This is a genomic window from Halobacteroides halobius DSM 5150, assembly GCF_000328625.1.
GTDB classification, from domain to species: Bacteria; Bacillota; Halanaerobiia; order Halobacteroidales; family Halobacteroidaceae; genus Halobacteroides; species Halobacteroides halobius.
Genome location: NC_019978.1, coordinates 2,444,324 through 2,461,791 on the forward strand (window position 1 = coordinate 2,444,324; position 17,468 = coordinate 2,461,791).

The following is a 17,468-nucleotide window of genomic DNA, read 5'->3' on the forward strand; positions in this document are numbered from 1 at the left end:
CCTTAACTTAATTCAAAGTGCTCTTCCTTAATTATTAAACTGCTTCCTAATAGGGCAAAGACTAAATTAGGTAGCCAAGCTGCTAACCAGGGTGCTAAAGCTCCTGCATTGCCTAACGAACGGCTTATAGATAAGAAAACATAATAAATAAAGATAATCACTACACTAACTATTAGCCCAAAAATTCTTCCTTTATCTGATTTAATACTCAATGGAGCACCAATTAAAATAAATATTACACAAGCTAAAGGCTGGGCTAATTTAAAATAATACTCAACTTCTAGCTTGGTCGTATCTATTCCACTAGCTTGTAGTAACTTTATTCTTGCTTTTAGTTGGGCCCGGTTTAATTCTTCTGGTTTCTTTTGTCTACTATATAACTTCTTAATCCTTCTTTCTAACTTAAAATTTACCTTTCTTAGCTCATCCTGTTGGGCCAAATAACCCTCAGCCCCTAGTTGATATCTTATCCCCACTTGTAAGGATAAAATTTTACCTCTAAATGACCCCTTAGTAGCACTGATTAGCTGATTAGGCTTGTCTTGTTTATCATAAACTAAGATATTATTAACTTCTTTAGTTTTAGTGTTAAGTTTACCTAGATAAAAATAACGATTATGCCTATCTTTAAATAATACATTTTGCTTAATAACTTGGTCTTTCTTCTTATAAATAGATTTGTTGATTACTTGCTGATACTTACTATTAGCAGTAGGAACTATTTTCTCATTAAACCAATAGGTTACCAGACTAATTAATAATCCCACGATTAATAAAGGAATTACTATCCGAGTAAATTTAATCCCACCCATTCTAAGAGCAGTAAACTCATTATCTTTAACCAAGCGACTTAAAGAAAGTAAAGTAGCAAATAATACAGCCATGGAGAAGCTTTTAACCATTACTTGTGGAACTTTATACAACAATAATTTAGCTACTATTGGCACTGGAATATCCTTAATAATAATAAAATCAGTTAGTTGAAATAAAAAGCTGCTGATTAAAATAATAACCAAGGTAAATAAAGTAAGTAAAAAAGGTTTTATAAATTCCCAAACTAAATATTTATCAATTATTTTCATCTTAAAATTCCCCTCTAAAGTTCTTCCTTGATAATCAAATAAATCCCTATTACACTAAAAATAAGATTGGGTAACCAAGCTGCTAATAAAGGATTTAATAAACCATTTCTACCTAATGAACGAGAAAAAGATAGAATAACATAGTATAAAAAGACAATTACTATACTAGCTATAACTCCAAAAATTCTACCTTGTTTAGATCTCACAGTCAATGGTGCACCAATTAAAACAAAAATAAAGCAAGCAAATGGCTTAGCTAGCTTTAAGTGATAATCAACTAATAAGGAGCTAACATCTAATCCACTCTCTTTAAATAATTTAATATCTTTAAGTAACTCCTCTCGACTCATTTCTGAAGTTGTCTTTTGTTGGCCATAAAAGTTCTCTAGCTTTTGGTTAACATTTATTTTTAATTCTTTAAAAGCAGATTGATAGATTAACTCTCCTTGCTGATTAAATTTATTAACTAATCCATCAACTAAGTGCCATACTTTATCTTTAAAATAACCCATCTTAGCTGTGATCAGTCGCGGGAATTTCTTATCCTTTGCTAATTCATAGAGCATAATCTCATAGAACTTATCTTCTTGTTCATCAATCTTACCAATATAAAAATAACGTTTATCTAGACCTTTAAAAAAAGAGCCTTCTTTTAAATCTGGCAAACCCTGTTTTAAAATAATCCTGCGGACTATATTTTCTGCTCGATGATTGGTCCACGGGACTAACTGTTCATTAATAAAAAATGTACTAATACTAACTACTAAAGCCACAATTAAAAAAGGAAGTAATAAACGCTGAAGAGAAACCCCGCCCATTCTAAAAGCTATCACTTCATTCTTTTTTACCAACTGGCTTAATGATAATAAAGTAGCAAATAAAATAGAAATAGCAAAACTTTGTACCATTACCCCTGGTATCTTATATAATAGCAGCTTTAGCACTTTATTTAAAGGTACCTGTTTAACCAAGATCAAATCAGTTAATTCAAATAAATAACTACTTATCATTAAAACTGTTAAAGTAAAGATAGAAAATATAAATGGCTTCAAAAACTCTTTTCCTAAATAGCGATCAACTAATCGTAACTTAAACAACACAATTTCTGCCCCCTATTTCCCTTTCTTTCTAATTACCACAATTAATTCCCAGCTATCTAGCTGGGAATAATTATTCTACTTGATATTGAATTGCTTTATCTGTAATTAAACTTAGATTTAGATTAACATTCAAGCCCCTACTTACCCGACTATCTGTCTTACCAAAGTAATCTCCTTTATCTACTAAATTATTATTATTAACATCTATCCAACCATAAAGATACCAACTACCAGCTTCAATATTAGCTAAACTATAAAAGCCATTTGCAACAGGATAAGTTACTTGACTAGTCCGGTTGATAATTGAACCATTCATTTTCCCAGCAAAGACTTGTGTCTTGGTAATTTTAGCATTTTTCACTCCAGCATAAGCATTGATTAAACCAAATCCATGTTTTTTATCTCGACCAAACACTCCTAAATCCTGAGCTGTTAGTCTTAATTGTCTCTTTACTTCAGCGGGAGTGTTGGCTTGTCCACTAGCGATTAATAAGGCTGCTAACCCCGCTACATGAGGAGTAGCCATTGAAGTACCAAACGCATACTTATAACCACTAGGGTCTGTGATAGCTAAATCATTGTTGGTTAAATCAGGGGGTACTGTAGAATAAATATATGAGCCAGGTGCTACAAAATCAAGATTAGCACCATAATTAGAAAAATTGGCCCTTTCTAACCTCGAATTAACAGCTCCTACAGCAATTGTACTCGGGTAATGAGCAGGATAAAGCAACCCTAAATCTCCTATCATGTCCTCCCCTCCGTTACCAGCTGCCGCAACTACAGTTACCCCTTTATTATAAGCATACTCTACAGCTACTTTCAATGAATTCAATGAAGAAGTAGGCTCGCTCCCTCCTAAACTTAAATTAATAACCTCTGCATGATTATTGACTGCCCAATAAATCCCAGTAATAAGATTTGAATAATTGCCACTTCCAGTAGCACCAAAAACCTTAATAGGCATAATTTTTATATTCCAATTAATTCCTGCTACTCCCCTACCATTATCTGTTACAGCCCCCAGTATTCCAGCTACATGAGTTCCGTGCCCATGGTCATCATCAGCAGTTGAACTAGAATTGATTACATTAACAGAATTCTTTAAATCTAACTGGCCTTCTAAATCAGGATGATCTAAATCAACCCCGGTATCAATTACAGCCACAGTTACTTCTTTACTACCTGTGGTTACATCCCAAGCTTGAGGTAAACTAATAGCTTTATAATTCCATTGTTTACTATACCCAGGGTCATTAGGAGAAATAGCTGCTTGCAATCTTATCTTTCTATTTAGTTCTGCATAATTTATGATGGCTTCATTATTAAGTTGTTCAATTAAGGTTTTAAGATCATAATCCGAATTAACTTTTAGAACTTTAATCTTTAATTTATGTAACTCCCTTTTGACAGTTAGACCATATTTAGCAAGCAAGTTAGTAACTTTAGTCTTAGCTACATCTTCAAAAGATACTAAAATTTCATCTTGTACATACTCTTCTTTTGAATTAGCACTAGTTATCCCTTTAATTGCAAAACTTTGTGTAGATATTTGTTGTGTGCTAGTGCTTTCTTTAAGTTTAGTATTAGTTAAAGTTACATGTCCTTTAACTCCGACAAATTCTTCTTTATCTAAAAAACTACAACCAAATGTTGTAATAGTTAATCCTAAAACTAGCAGGTAACAGATTAGTTTCTTCATTTGTTATTTGTCTCCTTTGTGATATATAGTTTAACTTTTAGATTGCTGAGAGAGGATTTCTCACTAGATAAATTTCTCAAAATTCGTCTAAGCTTACTTCCATAAAAATAACGTTAAGCTAATCAAAAACAGGTGATTAGCTAACCCAAACCTTATTTTTATTCCAGTTCACTAAGACTCATTAATGAAAAATTTATGAGTCGTTGCGAAACCCTCTCCAGCAATTATTAAAGGTATTGTGGGGCTTTTGGACTGTCTTATAGTTTTTGTTCATATGGTTTGAATGAAAGGTAAAATAGATATGAATAAGCAAATCTATGATTTGGTTTATCTCATTTTACCTGGAATGAAATTAACAAAAACTATTTAAGGAAAAAGCCACACAATGCCTAATTGAGAAGTGCAACTATATATCAATAATACTTTATTTTCAAATTAACTAATTATAGCCAAAAAACCCCTTAAATAATATATTATCGAAAACTTAATTCTCTCCTGCTAAGTAACCTATTATATTTTATCCAGCTAAGTATATTTCCTTCTAAAAGATTAATATTTTTTATCTAACTCCAAATAATAGAATTAAACTCTAGCGAAAGGAGCTATAAAGTGGATACTAAATTTCCACAAAATAATCTTTTAAAACGCCTACTATTTTTACTACTACTAATATTACTAATTTTACTTGGCTTATTATTTAATAATTCGCTTAGTAATAATTCACCGCTACCTCTAGAGAAAAAAACTGCTATAAACTATCAAAAACTAAAGCAACAAATTGATGATTACTTAACAAAACAAAAAAAAGCCCAACCAGTCACTATTACATCTAACCAAGCCTTAAATAAATTAAGAACAGCTTTATATCTTTATCTACAAGATCATTATCAGTTACCAAAAAATCTTAAGCAATTACTAGGTACTTATCTTAAAAATATTCCTCCGGAACCAATATCTGATGATAATAAGGTTAGTTTTAAACTAGATTATACTGGAGGTTGGTACTATAATCCCCAATTAACCGGGCCAAGCTTAGCTAAATTAATCACTACTAGTCTCCGCCCCAATACGAAACAAAATAATATAACCGATTTTAGACCATATCATATCCTAGTTAATACTACTAAGGATAAACTCTATTTAAAACAAGGGTCTAAAATAATTAAAGAATACCCAATAGCCGATGGAGGAAAGTTATCACCAACTCCTAAAGGAAGATTTAGAATTGAAGATAAGGCTATCTTAAATAAGCAACAAAGAGAAAAATACGGAAAGTACTGGCTAGAACTCGACCTGTGGACTAAAGGTGGAGGGTATGGCATTCATGCTACAACTAATCAACGCTTGGCCCTTACCAACCAAACCTCTCAAGGTTGTATCAGGTTAAAACCAAAAGATATTGCTGAGCTCTACCAGCTTGTTCCCACAAAGGTCACAGTCTTTATAAAATAAAAGGTGCCTCTTAAGAGGCACCTTAACTAAACAATTAAAATTTATTTTTAAATCCAACCCCAAAAGTAAACTCATTTAAATTTAAGACACCTAAATTTACCTCAACTCCTGGTTCAAAATTAAATTTAGCTCCTAAATTAACCCCACCATTATACTCTGCTATTAAAGTGGTAATTGGAAGTTTCACATAATTATCCCCTGAAGAAACAGTAACTGCATTAACAACTTTACTAATCCCTGCAAATGCATGGTCAGCAAAATAATCTTCTTCTCCAACCCCAAAATGAACCCGCAGACCATAATAAGGGGTTGATTTACTAGCAACTAAGTAATTACTATCTCCATTAACTCCAATACTTAACTGCGGACGATAACTACCATCTTCTGATATTATTCTAGCTTTAATCGAAGGTGCTATTTGAGGACCTCTTTGAGCAGAATTCCAATTAATCACTGCACCAACCTGAACTCCTTCTCTTAAACCATAAACACCTGCTACTAAATCTTGGCTATTCTCCCCAGTTACTCGTTGGTAATTTAAACTTAAATCTCCCGTGGTTAAAATATCAGCAGTTGGAATCGTCAGTAAATCATTCGGGCCAAACGCACCTACATTATGAGCATAACCTACCCCAGTAAAACTAAAGATTAAAAGAAAGACTAAACTAACAGTTATTCTCTTCATATTCCTTCCTCCTTAGATAATTTTTCTTTTAGTTGGGCTACCTCTTTTTCTAATTTTCTCATTTTACTTCTCATTTGTGGTAACTTTTTACGACTTGCTTTGATTCTTCTTTCAGCACGATGATCATGAGCTGGATAACCAGAGACAAAAGAACCAGCAGATATATCATTAGTAACTACACTATTAGTAGCTACAGTTACATTATCTTCAATAGTTAAGTGTCCTGCTACCCCAGTCTGACCAGCTAGAGTAACTCTCTCTTCTACTTTAGCACTGCCAGCAACTCCTACTTGAGCAATAATTAAACATTCTGGGCCAATCTCTACGTTATGTGCAATATGAATTAAATTATCCATCTTAGTTCCTCGACCAATAACTGTTGAACCAGTAGCAGCTCTATCTATTGTTACATTGGCCCCGATTTCTACATCATCCTCAACTATTACATCCCCAAATTGTGGCACCTTAACATGACCTTCTTCACTAGTCTCAAATCCATAACCTTCTGCACCAATTACAGTACCAGGATGAACCTCAACTCTCTCTCCTAGCTGACAATCATGTTCAACCACTACATTAGGATGTAAAATGCTCCCTGCTTCTATCCTTACATTTGTACCTACATAAACTCCTGGGGCTAAAACCACATCATCTGCAACCTTGGCCCCCTCAGCAATAACCACTCCTGGATGAATTGATACATTTGTTCCCACATCTGCCTGAGGACTAATAACAGCCTGCTTACTAATCTGGGAATTATAATAAGGACAAGAAATAAACTCCTTAGCAATTTTAGCAAAAGCTAAACGAGGGTTATCTACTACTATTACTGGTATATTAATCTCTAACTGAGATAACTTCTGATTTATAATGACAGCGGCTGCCCTTTGTTCTGCTTCTTTTAAAAACTTCTCATTTTGAGCAAAAGTAATCTGATTACTTTGAGCATTATCAGCGCCACCAACTCCATTAATCACTATTTCTTCCTTGCCAATAACTTCTCCTGTTACTAACCGGGCCAACTCCTTTAATTTCTTTCCCATATTTCTCCCTCCACAACTAGACCTAGATATGTAATAGGGAAGAACAAATGTTCTCCCCCTTACTATTATTTCTCTGAATCTAACTTTTTAATTACCTTATCTGTAATATTTGTTCCACCATACTTAACCTCTGTTTGATCTAATACTATATCATAATCTTTCTCCTGAGCTATTTCCTTTATAGCCTGCTTAATCTTATTTTTAAATTGATCTCTTAGTTTAGCTCGTAAATCATTAATCTTTAGATATAACTTTTGTTGTTTTTTTACTTTTTCACCTTGATTTAAGTCCTTACTTTCTTTTTGATAATTTTGCTGTAGCTGCTTAATTTCTTGGTTTAATTTCTTTTGGTACTCTTGGGCGCTCTTACTTTTAGTCCAGATTTTATCTTTATTAACTACGGCGACTTTTAATTTCTCTATTTTAGTTTTAATCTTAACCTTAGGCTTAGTATCCTGCTGAGCACAACCTACTAGTAATCCTAGTACAAGTATTCCTAATAAACTAATCTTAATTATTTTCTGTGACATTTATCTATTCCTCCTAGCTACATTTCACTTTTTACCATAGCAGTTAGATTAATTGCTGATATATTCTCTTTAGGATTAGTTAATACTAGATCAATTTCTTTTTTAGTTGCAACTTTTTTGATTACCTGATTAATATCTGCTTCTCTTTTAGAGACTAATTGCTTTTTTCTTTTTTTTAATTGATTAATTTCAGTCTTTAATTGCTTAATCTTAGCCGTTACTTTAGATAATAGTTGATCCTTAACTACCTCTAAATTAGATTTAATATCCTGTTTTAAACCCTGCTTTTGATTAGCTGTAGCTTCTTTTAACTTTTGATTAAGTTCAATTAATTCATCCTTAAATTCTTTCTCCAATTGCTTCTGTTTTACCTTGAATTCCTCTTCTGCATCTTTAACTAATTGTTGCTGATAAGTGGTTAATTTTTTCTGAATTTCTTCTTTCTTTTGTTTAATAAATTCTTCTAACTGCTGGTCATATAAGGCCTTTTGCTGCCTAATCTTCTTTTGCTTAATAGAAGTTAATTTCTCTAACTTTTGTCGATAAGCTTTAGCTTCCTCTCGGGCCAAAGAATTTAACTGTAACTTTAATCTTAAATTAAGAATCTTTGTATTATATTTTTTAGCTAATTTAGTCTCATAAACTTCTAATTGCTGCTTATAGTTCTTTTGTTTTTGATTAATTGTTTTAGCTAACTCTCTTTTTAACTTATTTTTACGTTGAGAGATCTTATTAGCTATTCCATCTTGTAGTTGTTTTTGGTATTCCTTTAAGTTCTGCTTTAACTTATTTTGTTCCTGCTTAATTTTGCTTTGATAATCTTTTTTTATCATAGCTAACCGACTTTGTAACTGTTGCTTAAAGTTATTTAACTGTGTTTGACTACTCTTTTTTACTTGATTTAAATTATCTTGTTCACCTTGTAAATTTAACTGTGCATTAACAATTTGCTGTTCTAAGTGTTTAATTTGATTAGTTAACTCATGGGCTTTATATAACCTGTCAAGATTGACTACTCCAACTTTTGAATTATTAGTCCTATCACTATTAGCTTTAATTTTAACCTGTGCCTTACCATAACCTGCAAATCCCAACACCACAACAATTAATAATCCAAGACCAATCTTAAACCAACGTTGTTGGAACATACAAGACACCTACTTTCATCTTGGTTAGTAATCTATTTTTTATCTGTTTTTTCATCTGTTTTCTTATCTTCAGTTTCAGCTTCGATCAAATTTAATACCTCATCAGTTAAATTATATCCTCCAGCTAATACAGCTGACTTATCGACTACAATAGTAATTTCTTTTTCCTGAGCTACCTGTCTAATCTTTTGATTAATATCTTTCATTACTTCCCCTACTAATTCACGTTCTAATTCAGAGAGCTGCTGTTGGTACTTTTGCAGTAGCTGTTGTCTTTTTTCTTTACTTAAATCTTTAGCTTCAACTTCCAATTTTTTCTGCAGACTTTTAGCTTCCTGCTGCAATTTTACTTCAGAAGCTTTTTTACCCGGATGATTATTAAATAATTTTTGCATATTAACATAGCCAATCTGAGCTTCAACCTTCTTTTGTGCTTTAACAGGTTGGTTGATTAGAACACCTGTTAATACAATAGCAAATAATAAACTAGTTACAATCATTATTCGTTTTTTCATTGGACAGCCTCCCTATTAAAATCTATTTCCAATTCTAATACTAAAGTCACTCTTTGACTTTAATTGTGCATCAGGAGCATAACCATAATCTAAACCTAATTGTCCTATTGGAGTCTGGAATCTAACCCCTAATCCTACAGAATAATTAAGGTCTGTTAGCTTATCTAATTCAATATTATCCTTAAAAGTTCTACCTGCATCTAAAAAGGCAACCCCTGTAACTTTATCTACTAATTTATGGCGATACTCTATATTACTAACTACAATTGAATCTCCAATAAATCCTGCTTCTTTAGGCTTATAATCTGTTTGAGAGGTATAATAGTTACTATTATAACCTCTAACCCCATCTAAACCTGATAGAAAGTACCTATTATTTCCTAAGTCTCCACTACTTTCACCTAATTTTAAGCGAAAGGCCCAACTATTGTCATCCCCAACGGGTAAATACTTTCTAGCATCGATTTCATATTTAGCATAATCATTATCCCCGCCTAGAATTCCTGCCTTTTTAACTGAGAATTCAACCCTACTACCTGTTCTTGGATTAAAGATATTATCTCTAGTATCTCTAACCGTCTTAAGAGTTAAGCTGTTATTATCCTGCCAACTACCAGTTCCTACCTTCTTTTTATCAATATTTAGTTTCAGATATCCTTTAGTATTCTCAGTTAGTGGCCGACCAACAGTAATACTTCCTCCCTTAGTCTTCTCTTCGGTACCACTCGGTCTAGTTTCTCGTTTATTATATAAATTTAAATTAATACTAGTTTTAGTTCCAAACGCCCATGGTTCATAGAAACCAATCTCATACGTATTCTTTTTAGAACCAAATTGCCACTTTAGTTTTACACTCTGTCCTCGGCCAAAAAGATTATCCTTTTTAATATTAATTAACCCAGTCCAACCACTTGTTCCACTATATCCTGCACCAATACTAAAGGTACCAGTCTTAGCTTCTTTAACATGGATTTCTAGATTAACAGCTTGGCGATTTCCTTCTACTTTATTAAATTTAGGCTTTACATCCTTAAAATAACCTAGATTATAAATATCCCTTAAATCTTCCCAAACTTGATTAATATTAAATACTTGACCTGGTTGTAAAGATAACTCTCGTCTAATAACATAATCTTTAGTTACATTATTTCCAGTTATTAGAATTTTATTAAGTTTACCTTCATTGATCTTAAGGTGTAATTCATTATTATTCTTAATTGTCATATCAACTACTTTAGCTAATACATAACCTTCTTCTTGATAAAACTTATTAATCTCTTTAATATCTTTGTTTAATCTATTAATATTTAATACTTCTCCAGGTTCTATCTGTAATATTTCTTTAATCTTACTATCAGAAATCTTCTTATTTCCCTTAATCTTAATAGCTTCTAATTTAGGATGTTCAAAGACTTCAAAAATAAGCATAATCCCCTCAGCATGATTTTTAAAATTAACTCGTACATCAAAGAAATAACCTAGATCAAAAATTGTTTGCATATCCTTTTTTAGTTGTTGATAAGAAACCTTATCCCCTACTTTAGTCTTAATTTGATTTAAAATCATACTCTCAGAAATATGATCATTTCCAGCTACCTTGATTTTAGTAATAGTATTACTAGATAAATCTCCAGGTGCTACAGATACTGGTTTAGCAGCTACTGCAAGCCCTCCATTAACTGTTAATAAAATCAATACTAAAGTTACAATACCTAATCTATTAAGCTCCATTAAATTCATCCTCCTTTGTTTGCTATAAATTAAAAAGGAATAGTAGCTTCCATTCTTAATTTATAATTCCCTAAATTATTATAGCTTCCTCTTAATTGTAAATTATCTAATCCTTGACTAAAATTATACTCAAAGCCTAATGATTGTTTCTCTTCCATTCCAAAAGTCCTATTATACTTTAACATAAAATTATCAAAGATAAATTTACCTATTTCAATCTTCAATTGATTACTTAGTAGTGACTTAATTCTAACTTTATCTAAATCTAATGATTGTTCAAACGAACGTTCTACTTTATACAATAATTCAGTCTTTAATCCCTCTCCCATAATACGCCATAATTCATTTTTGACTGCTTGTTCATAATTCTTCTGCAATAAGTTCCCAATTCCTCCTTGACCCATTAATAAACTAATTATTTCTCTTCTAGTTAAAGCAGGGTCAGAACTAAGAGCAAAGTTTAAATGATTAGCAGGACCTGCTAAATCAAGTTTAATCTCAGTGCCTTGAATCATAGTCTTTGCTTGGATATCTAAATTAGGAATGTAACTATATTTATTAAAGCGAGCAGTTCCTTCTTGTAACTCAAAAACAGTATTATAATAAGTGAATCGTCCTGTATTAGATTTTAATCTTCCTGTTAATTGTAATGTGCCATCAACAGTTTTTAAATTCAATTTTCCGTTCTGCACTAGTATATCTATATTTTCATTACCTACTTTAACATCTTGACCAGGCTTTATTACTAAATCAAAACGTGGTTTAATAACTGCTGGTTTCTTATCACTCTTTGTTGGCCACTTAAAAGGAAGTCTAAATCTCATATTATGAGCTATAATATTTCCTTTAATTAATGGCTTCTTTAAAGAACCACCGATCTTTAATTGAAGATCATTTAAACCTTGCCAAGAACCATGTTCAAATGCAATATCCTGACCTGTTAACTTTAAGTTATAATTAGCAGGAACTACACCATCTAAAGCAATAGTACCCCCTAATTGAAATTGACCTGTCCCATACTGGCCTGTTAATTTCTTAACCATTGCTTGACCTTTTTTAAAAAGCACCTTCCCTGTTAAACCTTTAATCTTTCTATCTAAGACTGGATGAGAAATACTTCCTGACTTTAGTTTTGCTTCTCCAGTTAATACAGGATGCTCCCAAGTCCCCCCTACACTTAACTGGGCTGAACCTTGGCCCTGGGCCAAATCAACATCATCTACTAACAATGAAAGGAGACTTAAATTGCCTTCTTCTAATCTTAAATCAAGATCAAATCTTTCGTCTTTAGTTAAAGGAACCAAACCTTTAGCCTGGAGAACATTATTGCCTTGCACTTGTAATTCTTGTTTTAAAAGCAATTGTTGACCATTAATTATCCTTAATCGACCAGCCAACTGTTGATAATTCAAATCAGCTATTTGGCCCTTAGATACTTGTAAATTTGAATCTAAATTTAAATTATCTAATTGACCACTTATTTGACCTGTCAAATCTAACTCACCAGTTACTTTATAAGGTACCTCCTCTAATTGATTTAAAAAATTTAAATTAAAATTATGAGCTGCTAAGAATAAATCAACTCCATTTTTAAACCAATAATCCCCTTGTAACTTTAAGCTACCTTCCTTATCAGAATCTAGCGCTGAAAGGTCTAGTGATAATTTAGGTTCTTTTAAAAAACCATTAGCTTTAATCCGGCCAGTTAATTGATAATCTCCCTTGATTTTAACTGGAAGTAGTTGATTTAAATAAGTTAAATCACCTTTAATGATATCAACTACAAACTGGTCAAAGCTTTGTTTATATAAATCTATACTTCCTGCGAATTGATATTGATTATCTTGATCATTCAACTTACCATTTGTAACATCTAATTCTGATTGACTATAATACAGCCTAGCTGATACTTCTCCTAACTTATATCCCTTAACTTTAAGTTGATGGCTACTTACCTTACCAGCTACTTTAAGATTATCTAAATCTCCATATAAACTACCTTCTACATTGGCTTGACCTGCTACTTTAGCTAATTTAACCAATGGATTAATATCTTGTAATCTTAATTTATCACTAATAAATTTTAAATTCAAATAATTATCTTTTAAACTACCCTTAGCTTGGGCAAAGCTATTGTTGTATCTAGCCTGCAAATCATTAATTATAAATGCTCCCTCTTTATAACTATAATTAAGTTGCGCTTTAGTAAATTGTTGCCCATAAGCTTTCCCGTTACTTACTGATAACCGGCCTTTAATTACAGGTTTGTCCAATAAATTATTAATTCTTGTCCTACCAGTTACTAATCCTTGGATTGGTAAGTCTAATCCTAACGCTGATAATAATTTGTCTGCCTTAACTTTAGCTGCTTGAATTAATAATTTAGATTTTAGATTAGAAAAATTGAACTTACCTGATAGTTGACTATTTAATTTAGGCACTTGTACTTGAGTTAAAGTAAGTTCTTGCTCTTTAAAAGTCAACCGACCATTAACCTTTTCTAAATTTAGATTATCTTGAATCAAATCCTTATAAACTAAATCATTAATCTTAAAATCACCCACAAAGCTAGGGTTATATAAATTTCCTTCTAACTTACCATCTAAGCTTATAATACCTGCTAACTCATTTAAATGGTGAATTGATTTTAATTCCTCTAATTTGATTTTATTTGCATCCAAATTTAGTTTGATATTGCCTGCTAAATCAATTGTCCCACTTAAATCAAAAGTACTTTTATCAGCAATCAACTGAGCCTGGTTAAGAAACATCTTGCCTTGACTAAGCCAAAAATCACTTTGAAATTGGTCAAATTCATACTCAGCAATTGACCCCTGTTCTACAGATAATGATCCTAAGAAATTAACTCCTTGCTTTTTAAAACCTTTACCAGAGATGATCCCTTCTCCACTAGTGAAGCCAGATAAGGAATAATTTCCTGGAATAATAGATTTAAGTCGACTTAAATCTATCTTCTTAAATTCAGCTGATAATATATAATTAAAATCATCTTTTATAGATAACATACCATTACTAGTAAATTGGCCACTTCCATACTTGAAATTTAATTTTTTCAAGTTTAAAATTCCGTCTTTATAATATAATTTACTAGCAAAATCATTAATCGGAATCTGATTTATTTTTCCGGTTGATAATTTAATTTCACTTACTAAATTAGGCTGTTTTAGTCCTCCTCTAACATGCCCAGTGATGTTAGCTAACCCAGCTAGGTTTAAATTAGGTGGTAAAAAATTATTTAATTTAGCTAACTGTAGTTGAGGAAACTTATATTTTAAATTAAGTTGAGGCTTTTGCCAACTAAAAACCTCTCCTTTAACTACTAAAGGCGATTTCTTATATCTAGCAAATAACCTCTTTACCTTTAAACCATAATTATTAATGCTAAAATAACCACTAATATCTTTTAATCGATTATTTTTATAATATAAGCTAGCCTTAGTTAAAGCTAAATCACCATAGTAATTGGGCAGACTTCCCCAGTGACCTTTAAACTTAATCTCACCTGCTAAAAGACCTTGATACTCAACTTTTGAATTAAAATCAATTAACTTAGCTACTCGAACTAAATCAATGTCACTAAAATCAAGCTTCCCTTGGTATTCTTCTCCTTTAATTACTCCTTTTAAATTAATTCTCTCCTTTAAAGTAGCTACTTTAGCTCCTAAGTTAACAGTTATATTCTCCTCAATATCAATTTGACCGGTTAATTGCTTAAATTCAGTGGTTAATTTACTTGTATCATACTCTATTCTACCATCTTTAATTTGAAGAGATAAAGAAAGATTACTTGTTTTAGATTTAGTTTGATTAGGACTAGACTTAAGAATACTCTTCTTTAGGGACTGATAATTCCATTTTTTTCTTTTTATTAATCTCAATTGTGGTTCAATAAAACTAATTTCTTCAATACTCTTTACCGGATTTAGGGCACCAAAAATCAAATCCCCTAAATTATAGCTAATTATTACCTGCTTTACTTGTAATAAATTCGAAATATCCCCTTTAATTCTTACATCGTTAATTATTATTTGATTAAATCCACCTAAACTTACCTCACCTATCTGTAGCTCTGTTTTTATCCTCTTCTCTAACTGACTAATTACCGGCTCTTTAATCTGTAGTAACAAATTATCATTTAGATAAAATGTAGCTACAAGAATAAATAATAAAATACCTACTATCAATAATGACTTTTTAGACTGTAAAGCCTCCTCTACCATCTTGTTTCCTCCAGTCTAATAGCAATAAATTCTATATTTTAGCTGTATATCATCGAATCACTTTTAATAATATTACATTTTAGCCTATCTTGCAATAAATATAGTTAGTTATTTATTAAAATAAATACAACTTATTACCAAATAAAAAAAGCTCCCTGCTTAGAGAGCTTAAGAAGCATCTTCATCCAATATAATATTAATTTTTTTCGTTTTATTACCATTTAAAACATAATCTGTATTTAACTCTACCTGATCTAATTTTTGCTTGGAAAGTTTTGTTTCTTTCTTATCCGTTTTGGGTTTAGACTGGGAAGCATAATTACTTCTTAATTCAACTATTAATTGATTATTCTGCTTCTTCTCCTCATAATCCTTAACTAATTCATCTAATCCTTTAATCTTAGATGTAAAAAGCGAAGAACCTTGATTTAAACTAACCTGCTCTAAATTTGCTTCTCGTCCACTCAATACATGAACCCTTAATTCATCTTTTGAAATATCTTGAGGTACTTTTAAACTGACTTTCTTTTTTATTGCTTTACTTCTATAAGGACGCAAAGTTATCTCTGCTTTAATTTTTTCCCCTGGTTGAAATTTAAATCTATTTAATTTAACCTTTTCAATTGTAGCTATCTTAGACGTTTGTGCTACTTTAATATTAAGGTGGATACCTGCTATATTAACTTTTCGAAAAGGATTATTAATTATTAAATGTAAGCCATTTAATAAACTAGATAAAGATGCTACAGCTATATCATTAGAACTATAATAAAGATTTTTCTGAGTAATTAGTTCATCAGATAAACTTCCACTTAAAATCTTTAACTCAACCTGTGAAGTACCTCCGCCCCGTCGGTCAATAGCACTGTCTATAGTTTGTAATACAGCCGATGATGCTAACTTAGTTAATAAGTCCTGATTTTTAATAATTTGAAAACTAAAATTCCTTGTTCTATTTAAATCTTTATCAGTTACACTAACTCTTACTGGAATTACATTAGGAAACTTTCCAATTTCACCTGCTATTCCAGCTTTTCTATCTTGATTAATTAGCCCCTTTAAATCAAGAGGAGAACCAATCTTAAAAGGCATTTTAACACTTTTAATCATTTGATGAATATAAGCAGATGATAATAAATAGTTAACATTTCCTTTTGATAAGAAAGGATGACCAAAAGCTAAGATTTTATCTTTATTACGATAAGTTAGTGTTCCAATTGCTGATACATTAATATCCCCTCTTACCAGTTGAACTGCTACTGCACTGCCTGGCTGTAAGGTTACTTCTTTTTGTTTAGCTACCAGACCACCAGCATTAACTGGTACTACATCATAATTTTTTAATCCTTGGGCCAACCTTTCTTTAGCCCTACCATATAAGCCACTTACTAATAATGGAGTAGTTACTGGCCTAGCTACCAAAGTAGTTTTATTCTTAACCTCTAGATCTTTTGTAGCAAATCTAATTTTAGTATACTTCCTTTTTCCGATCCTAATTGGTTTAGTCAAGTTAATCTCTCGATTGACTTGAGGTTGATTCATCTTAAAGATACTTAACATACTTTTAATTGGAGTTACCATGCCAATCTTATGATTTGCCATCTGCCAACCATAACCAACAGCTCCAATTAACTTACCATCAATATAAACTGGACTACCACTCATTCCTGAAGCAATACCACCAGTTTGTTCTATTAAATCACCACTTGTCTTGACTAAAATTAAAGGATGACCTACCTGCTTTCTTAAAATACTAATTATCTCTACATCAAATTTTTCTATTTTAGTGCCCTTAATAACTGTCTTTCCTGTCGCTTTCATACCGGGTTTAATCTGATTTAAAGGCATAATTTGAGGACTAGCTAACACAGGATGAGCAAATAAGATAAAAATAAATACTATTAGAACTATTTGAGAGTATTTTCGCAATCATATCCCTTCCTTCCTACTTATTTAATTGCCGATAAGCAGCCTCTGCAATACCTAAATTGCTCTTTTGGGCAGCTTCTTTAGCTAATTTATCATAATACATATCTTTGAATATTTTTCCTTTGATTCCCGTATCAAGAAGCTTAGATTTAAATCCAGCGTCTTTCATCTGTTTAAACATCATCCCTAGAAATATTGATTCAAAATCCTCACAGACCTCTTTTAACCTATCTTGATTCTGTTTATTAATCTTATTTTGAGCCTGTTCTATCTTAAATTGATTATACTGTAACTGAGAATTTATCCTCAT

At 31.6% G+C, this 17,468-nt stretch carries 13 protein-coding genes; 1 reads left to right on the forward strand and 12 read right to left on the reverse strand.

The features are described from left to right. Positions 1-2 precede the first annotated feature (2 nt). The 3 genes from HALHA_RS11920 to HALHA_RS13195 all read right to left on the reverse strand — a co-directional run bounded on the left by HALHA_RS11920 (position 3) and on the right by HALHA_RS13195 (position 3,884). On the reverse strand, positions 3-1,082 hold the full coding sequence (locus tag HALHA_RS11920; protein ID WP_015328022.1) for an LptF/LptG family permease: 1,080 nt from the start codon (positions 1,080-1,082) through the stop codon (positions 3-5). A gap of 14 nt (positions 1,083-1,096) precedes the next feature. Beyond that, entirely contained in the window at positions 1,097-2,182 is a 1,086-nt protein-coding gene (locus HALHA_RS11925; protein ID WP_015328023.1) for an LptF/LptG family permease, read from the reverse strand. Positions 2,183-2,252: 70 nt separating this feature from the next. Beyond that, positions 2,253-3,884: a peptidase S8 gene (locus HALHA_RS13195; RefSeq protein ID WP_015328024.1), complete on the reverse strand. Its 1,632-nt coding sequence runs from the start codon at positions 3,882-3,884 to the stop codon at positions 2,253-2,255. Positions 3,885-4,493: 609 nt separating this feature from the next. Between HALHA_RS13195 and HALHA_RS13200 the strand changes: the two genes are divergently transcribed. Continuing rightward, positions 4,494-5,336 carry a L,D-transpeptidase gene (locus tag HALHA_RS13200; RefSeq protein WP_015328025.1) on the forward strand — a complete coding sequence of 281 codons (843 nt, stop codon included), beginning with the start codon at positions 4,494-4,496 and terminating at the stop codon, positions 5,334-5,336. Positions 5,337-5,370: 34 nt separating this feature from the next. Here the strand turns inward: HALHA_RS13200 and HALHA_RS13205 are convergent, their stop codons facing one another. From HALHA_RS13205 to HALHA_RS11980, 9 genes are all read right to left on the reverse strand, one after another. Further along, positions 5,371-6,021, reverse strand: coding sequence for a YjbH domain-containing protein (locus tag HALHA_RS13205; protein WP_015328026.1), 651 nt, complete (start codon positions 6,019-6,021; stop codon positions 5,371-5,373). Beyond that, positions 6,018-7,064, reverse strand: coding sequence for a UDP-3-O-(3-hydroxymyristoyl)glucosamine N-acyltransferase (gene lpxD / locus HALHA_RS11945; protein ID WP_015328027.1), 1,047 nt, complete (start codon positions 7,062-7,064; stop codon positions 6,018-6,020). Before lpxD ends, HALHA_RS13205 begins: the two co-directional genes overlap by 4 nt. Positions 7,065-7,129: 65 nt before the next feature. Continuing rightward, entirely contained in the window at positions 7,130-7,594 is a 465-nt protein-coding gene (locus tag HALHA_RS11950) for an OmpH/Skp family outer membrane protein (RefSeq protein WP_015328028.1), read from the reverse strand. A gap of 17 nt (positions 7,595-7,611) precedes the next feature. Continuing rightward, positions 7,612-8,742, reverse strand: coding sequence for a coiled-coil domain-containing protein (locus HALHA_RS11955; protein WP_015328029.1), 1,131 nt, complete (start codon positions 8,740-8,742; stop codon positions 7,612-7,614). A gap of 32 nt (positions 8,743-8,774) precedes the next feature. After that, on the reverse strand, positions 8,775-9,257 hold the full coding sequence (locus tag HALHA_RS11960) for an OmpH/Skp family outer membrane protein (RefSeq protein ID WP_015328030.1): 483 nt from the start codon (positions 9,255-9,257) through the stop codon (positions 8,775-8,777). A 15-nt stretch (positions 9,258-9,272) separates the two neighbouring features. Continuing rightward, positions 9,273-10,988: a BamA/OMP85 family outer membrane protein gene (locus tag HALHA_RS11965; protein WP_015328031.1), complete on the reverse strand. Its 1,716-nt coding sequence runs from the start codon at positions 10,986-10,988 to the stop codon at positions 9,273-9,275. Positions 10,989-11,017: 29 nt separating this feature from the next. Beyond that, positions 11,018-15,229, reverse strand: coding sequence for a translocation/assembly module TamB domain-containing protein (locus HALHA_RS11970; protein ID WP_015328032.1), 4,212 nt, complete (start codon positions 15,227-15,229; stop codon positions 11,018-11,020). Positions 15,230-15,397: 168 nt separating this feature from the next. After that, entirely contained in the window at positions 15,398-17,158 is a 1,761-nt protein-coding gene (locus HALHA_RS11975; RefSeq protein ID WP_015328033.1) for a SpoIVB peptidase S55 domain-containing protein, read from the reverse strand. 16 nt (positions 17,159-17,174) lie between these two features. After that, positions 17,175-17,468 carry a rod-binding protein gene (locus tag HALHA_RS11980; RefSeq protein WP_015328034.1) on the reverse strand — a complete coding sequence of 98 codons (294 nt, stop codon included), beginning with the start codon at positions 17,466-17,468 and terminating at the stop codon, positions 17,175-17,177.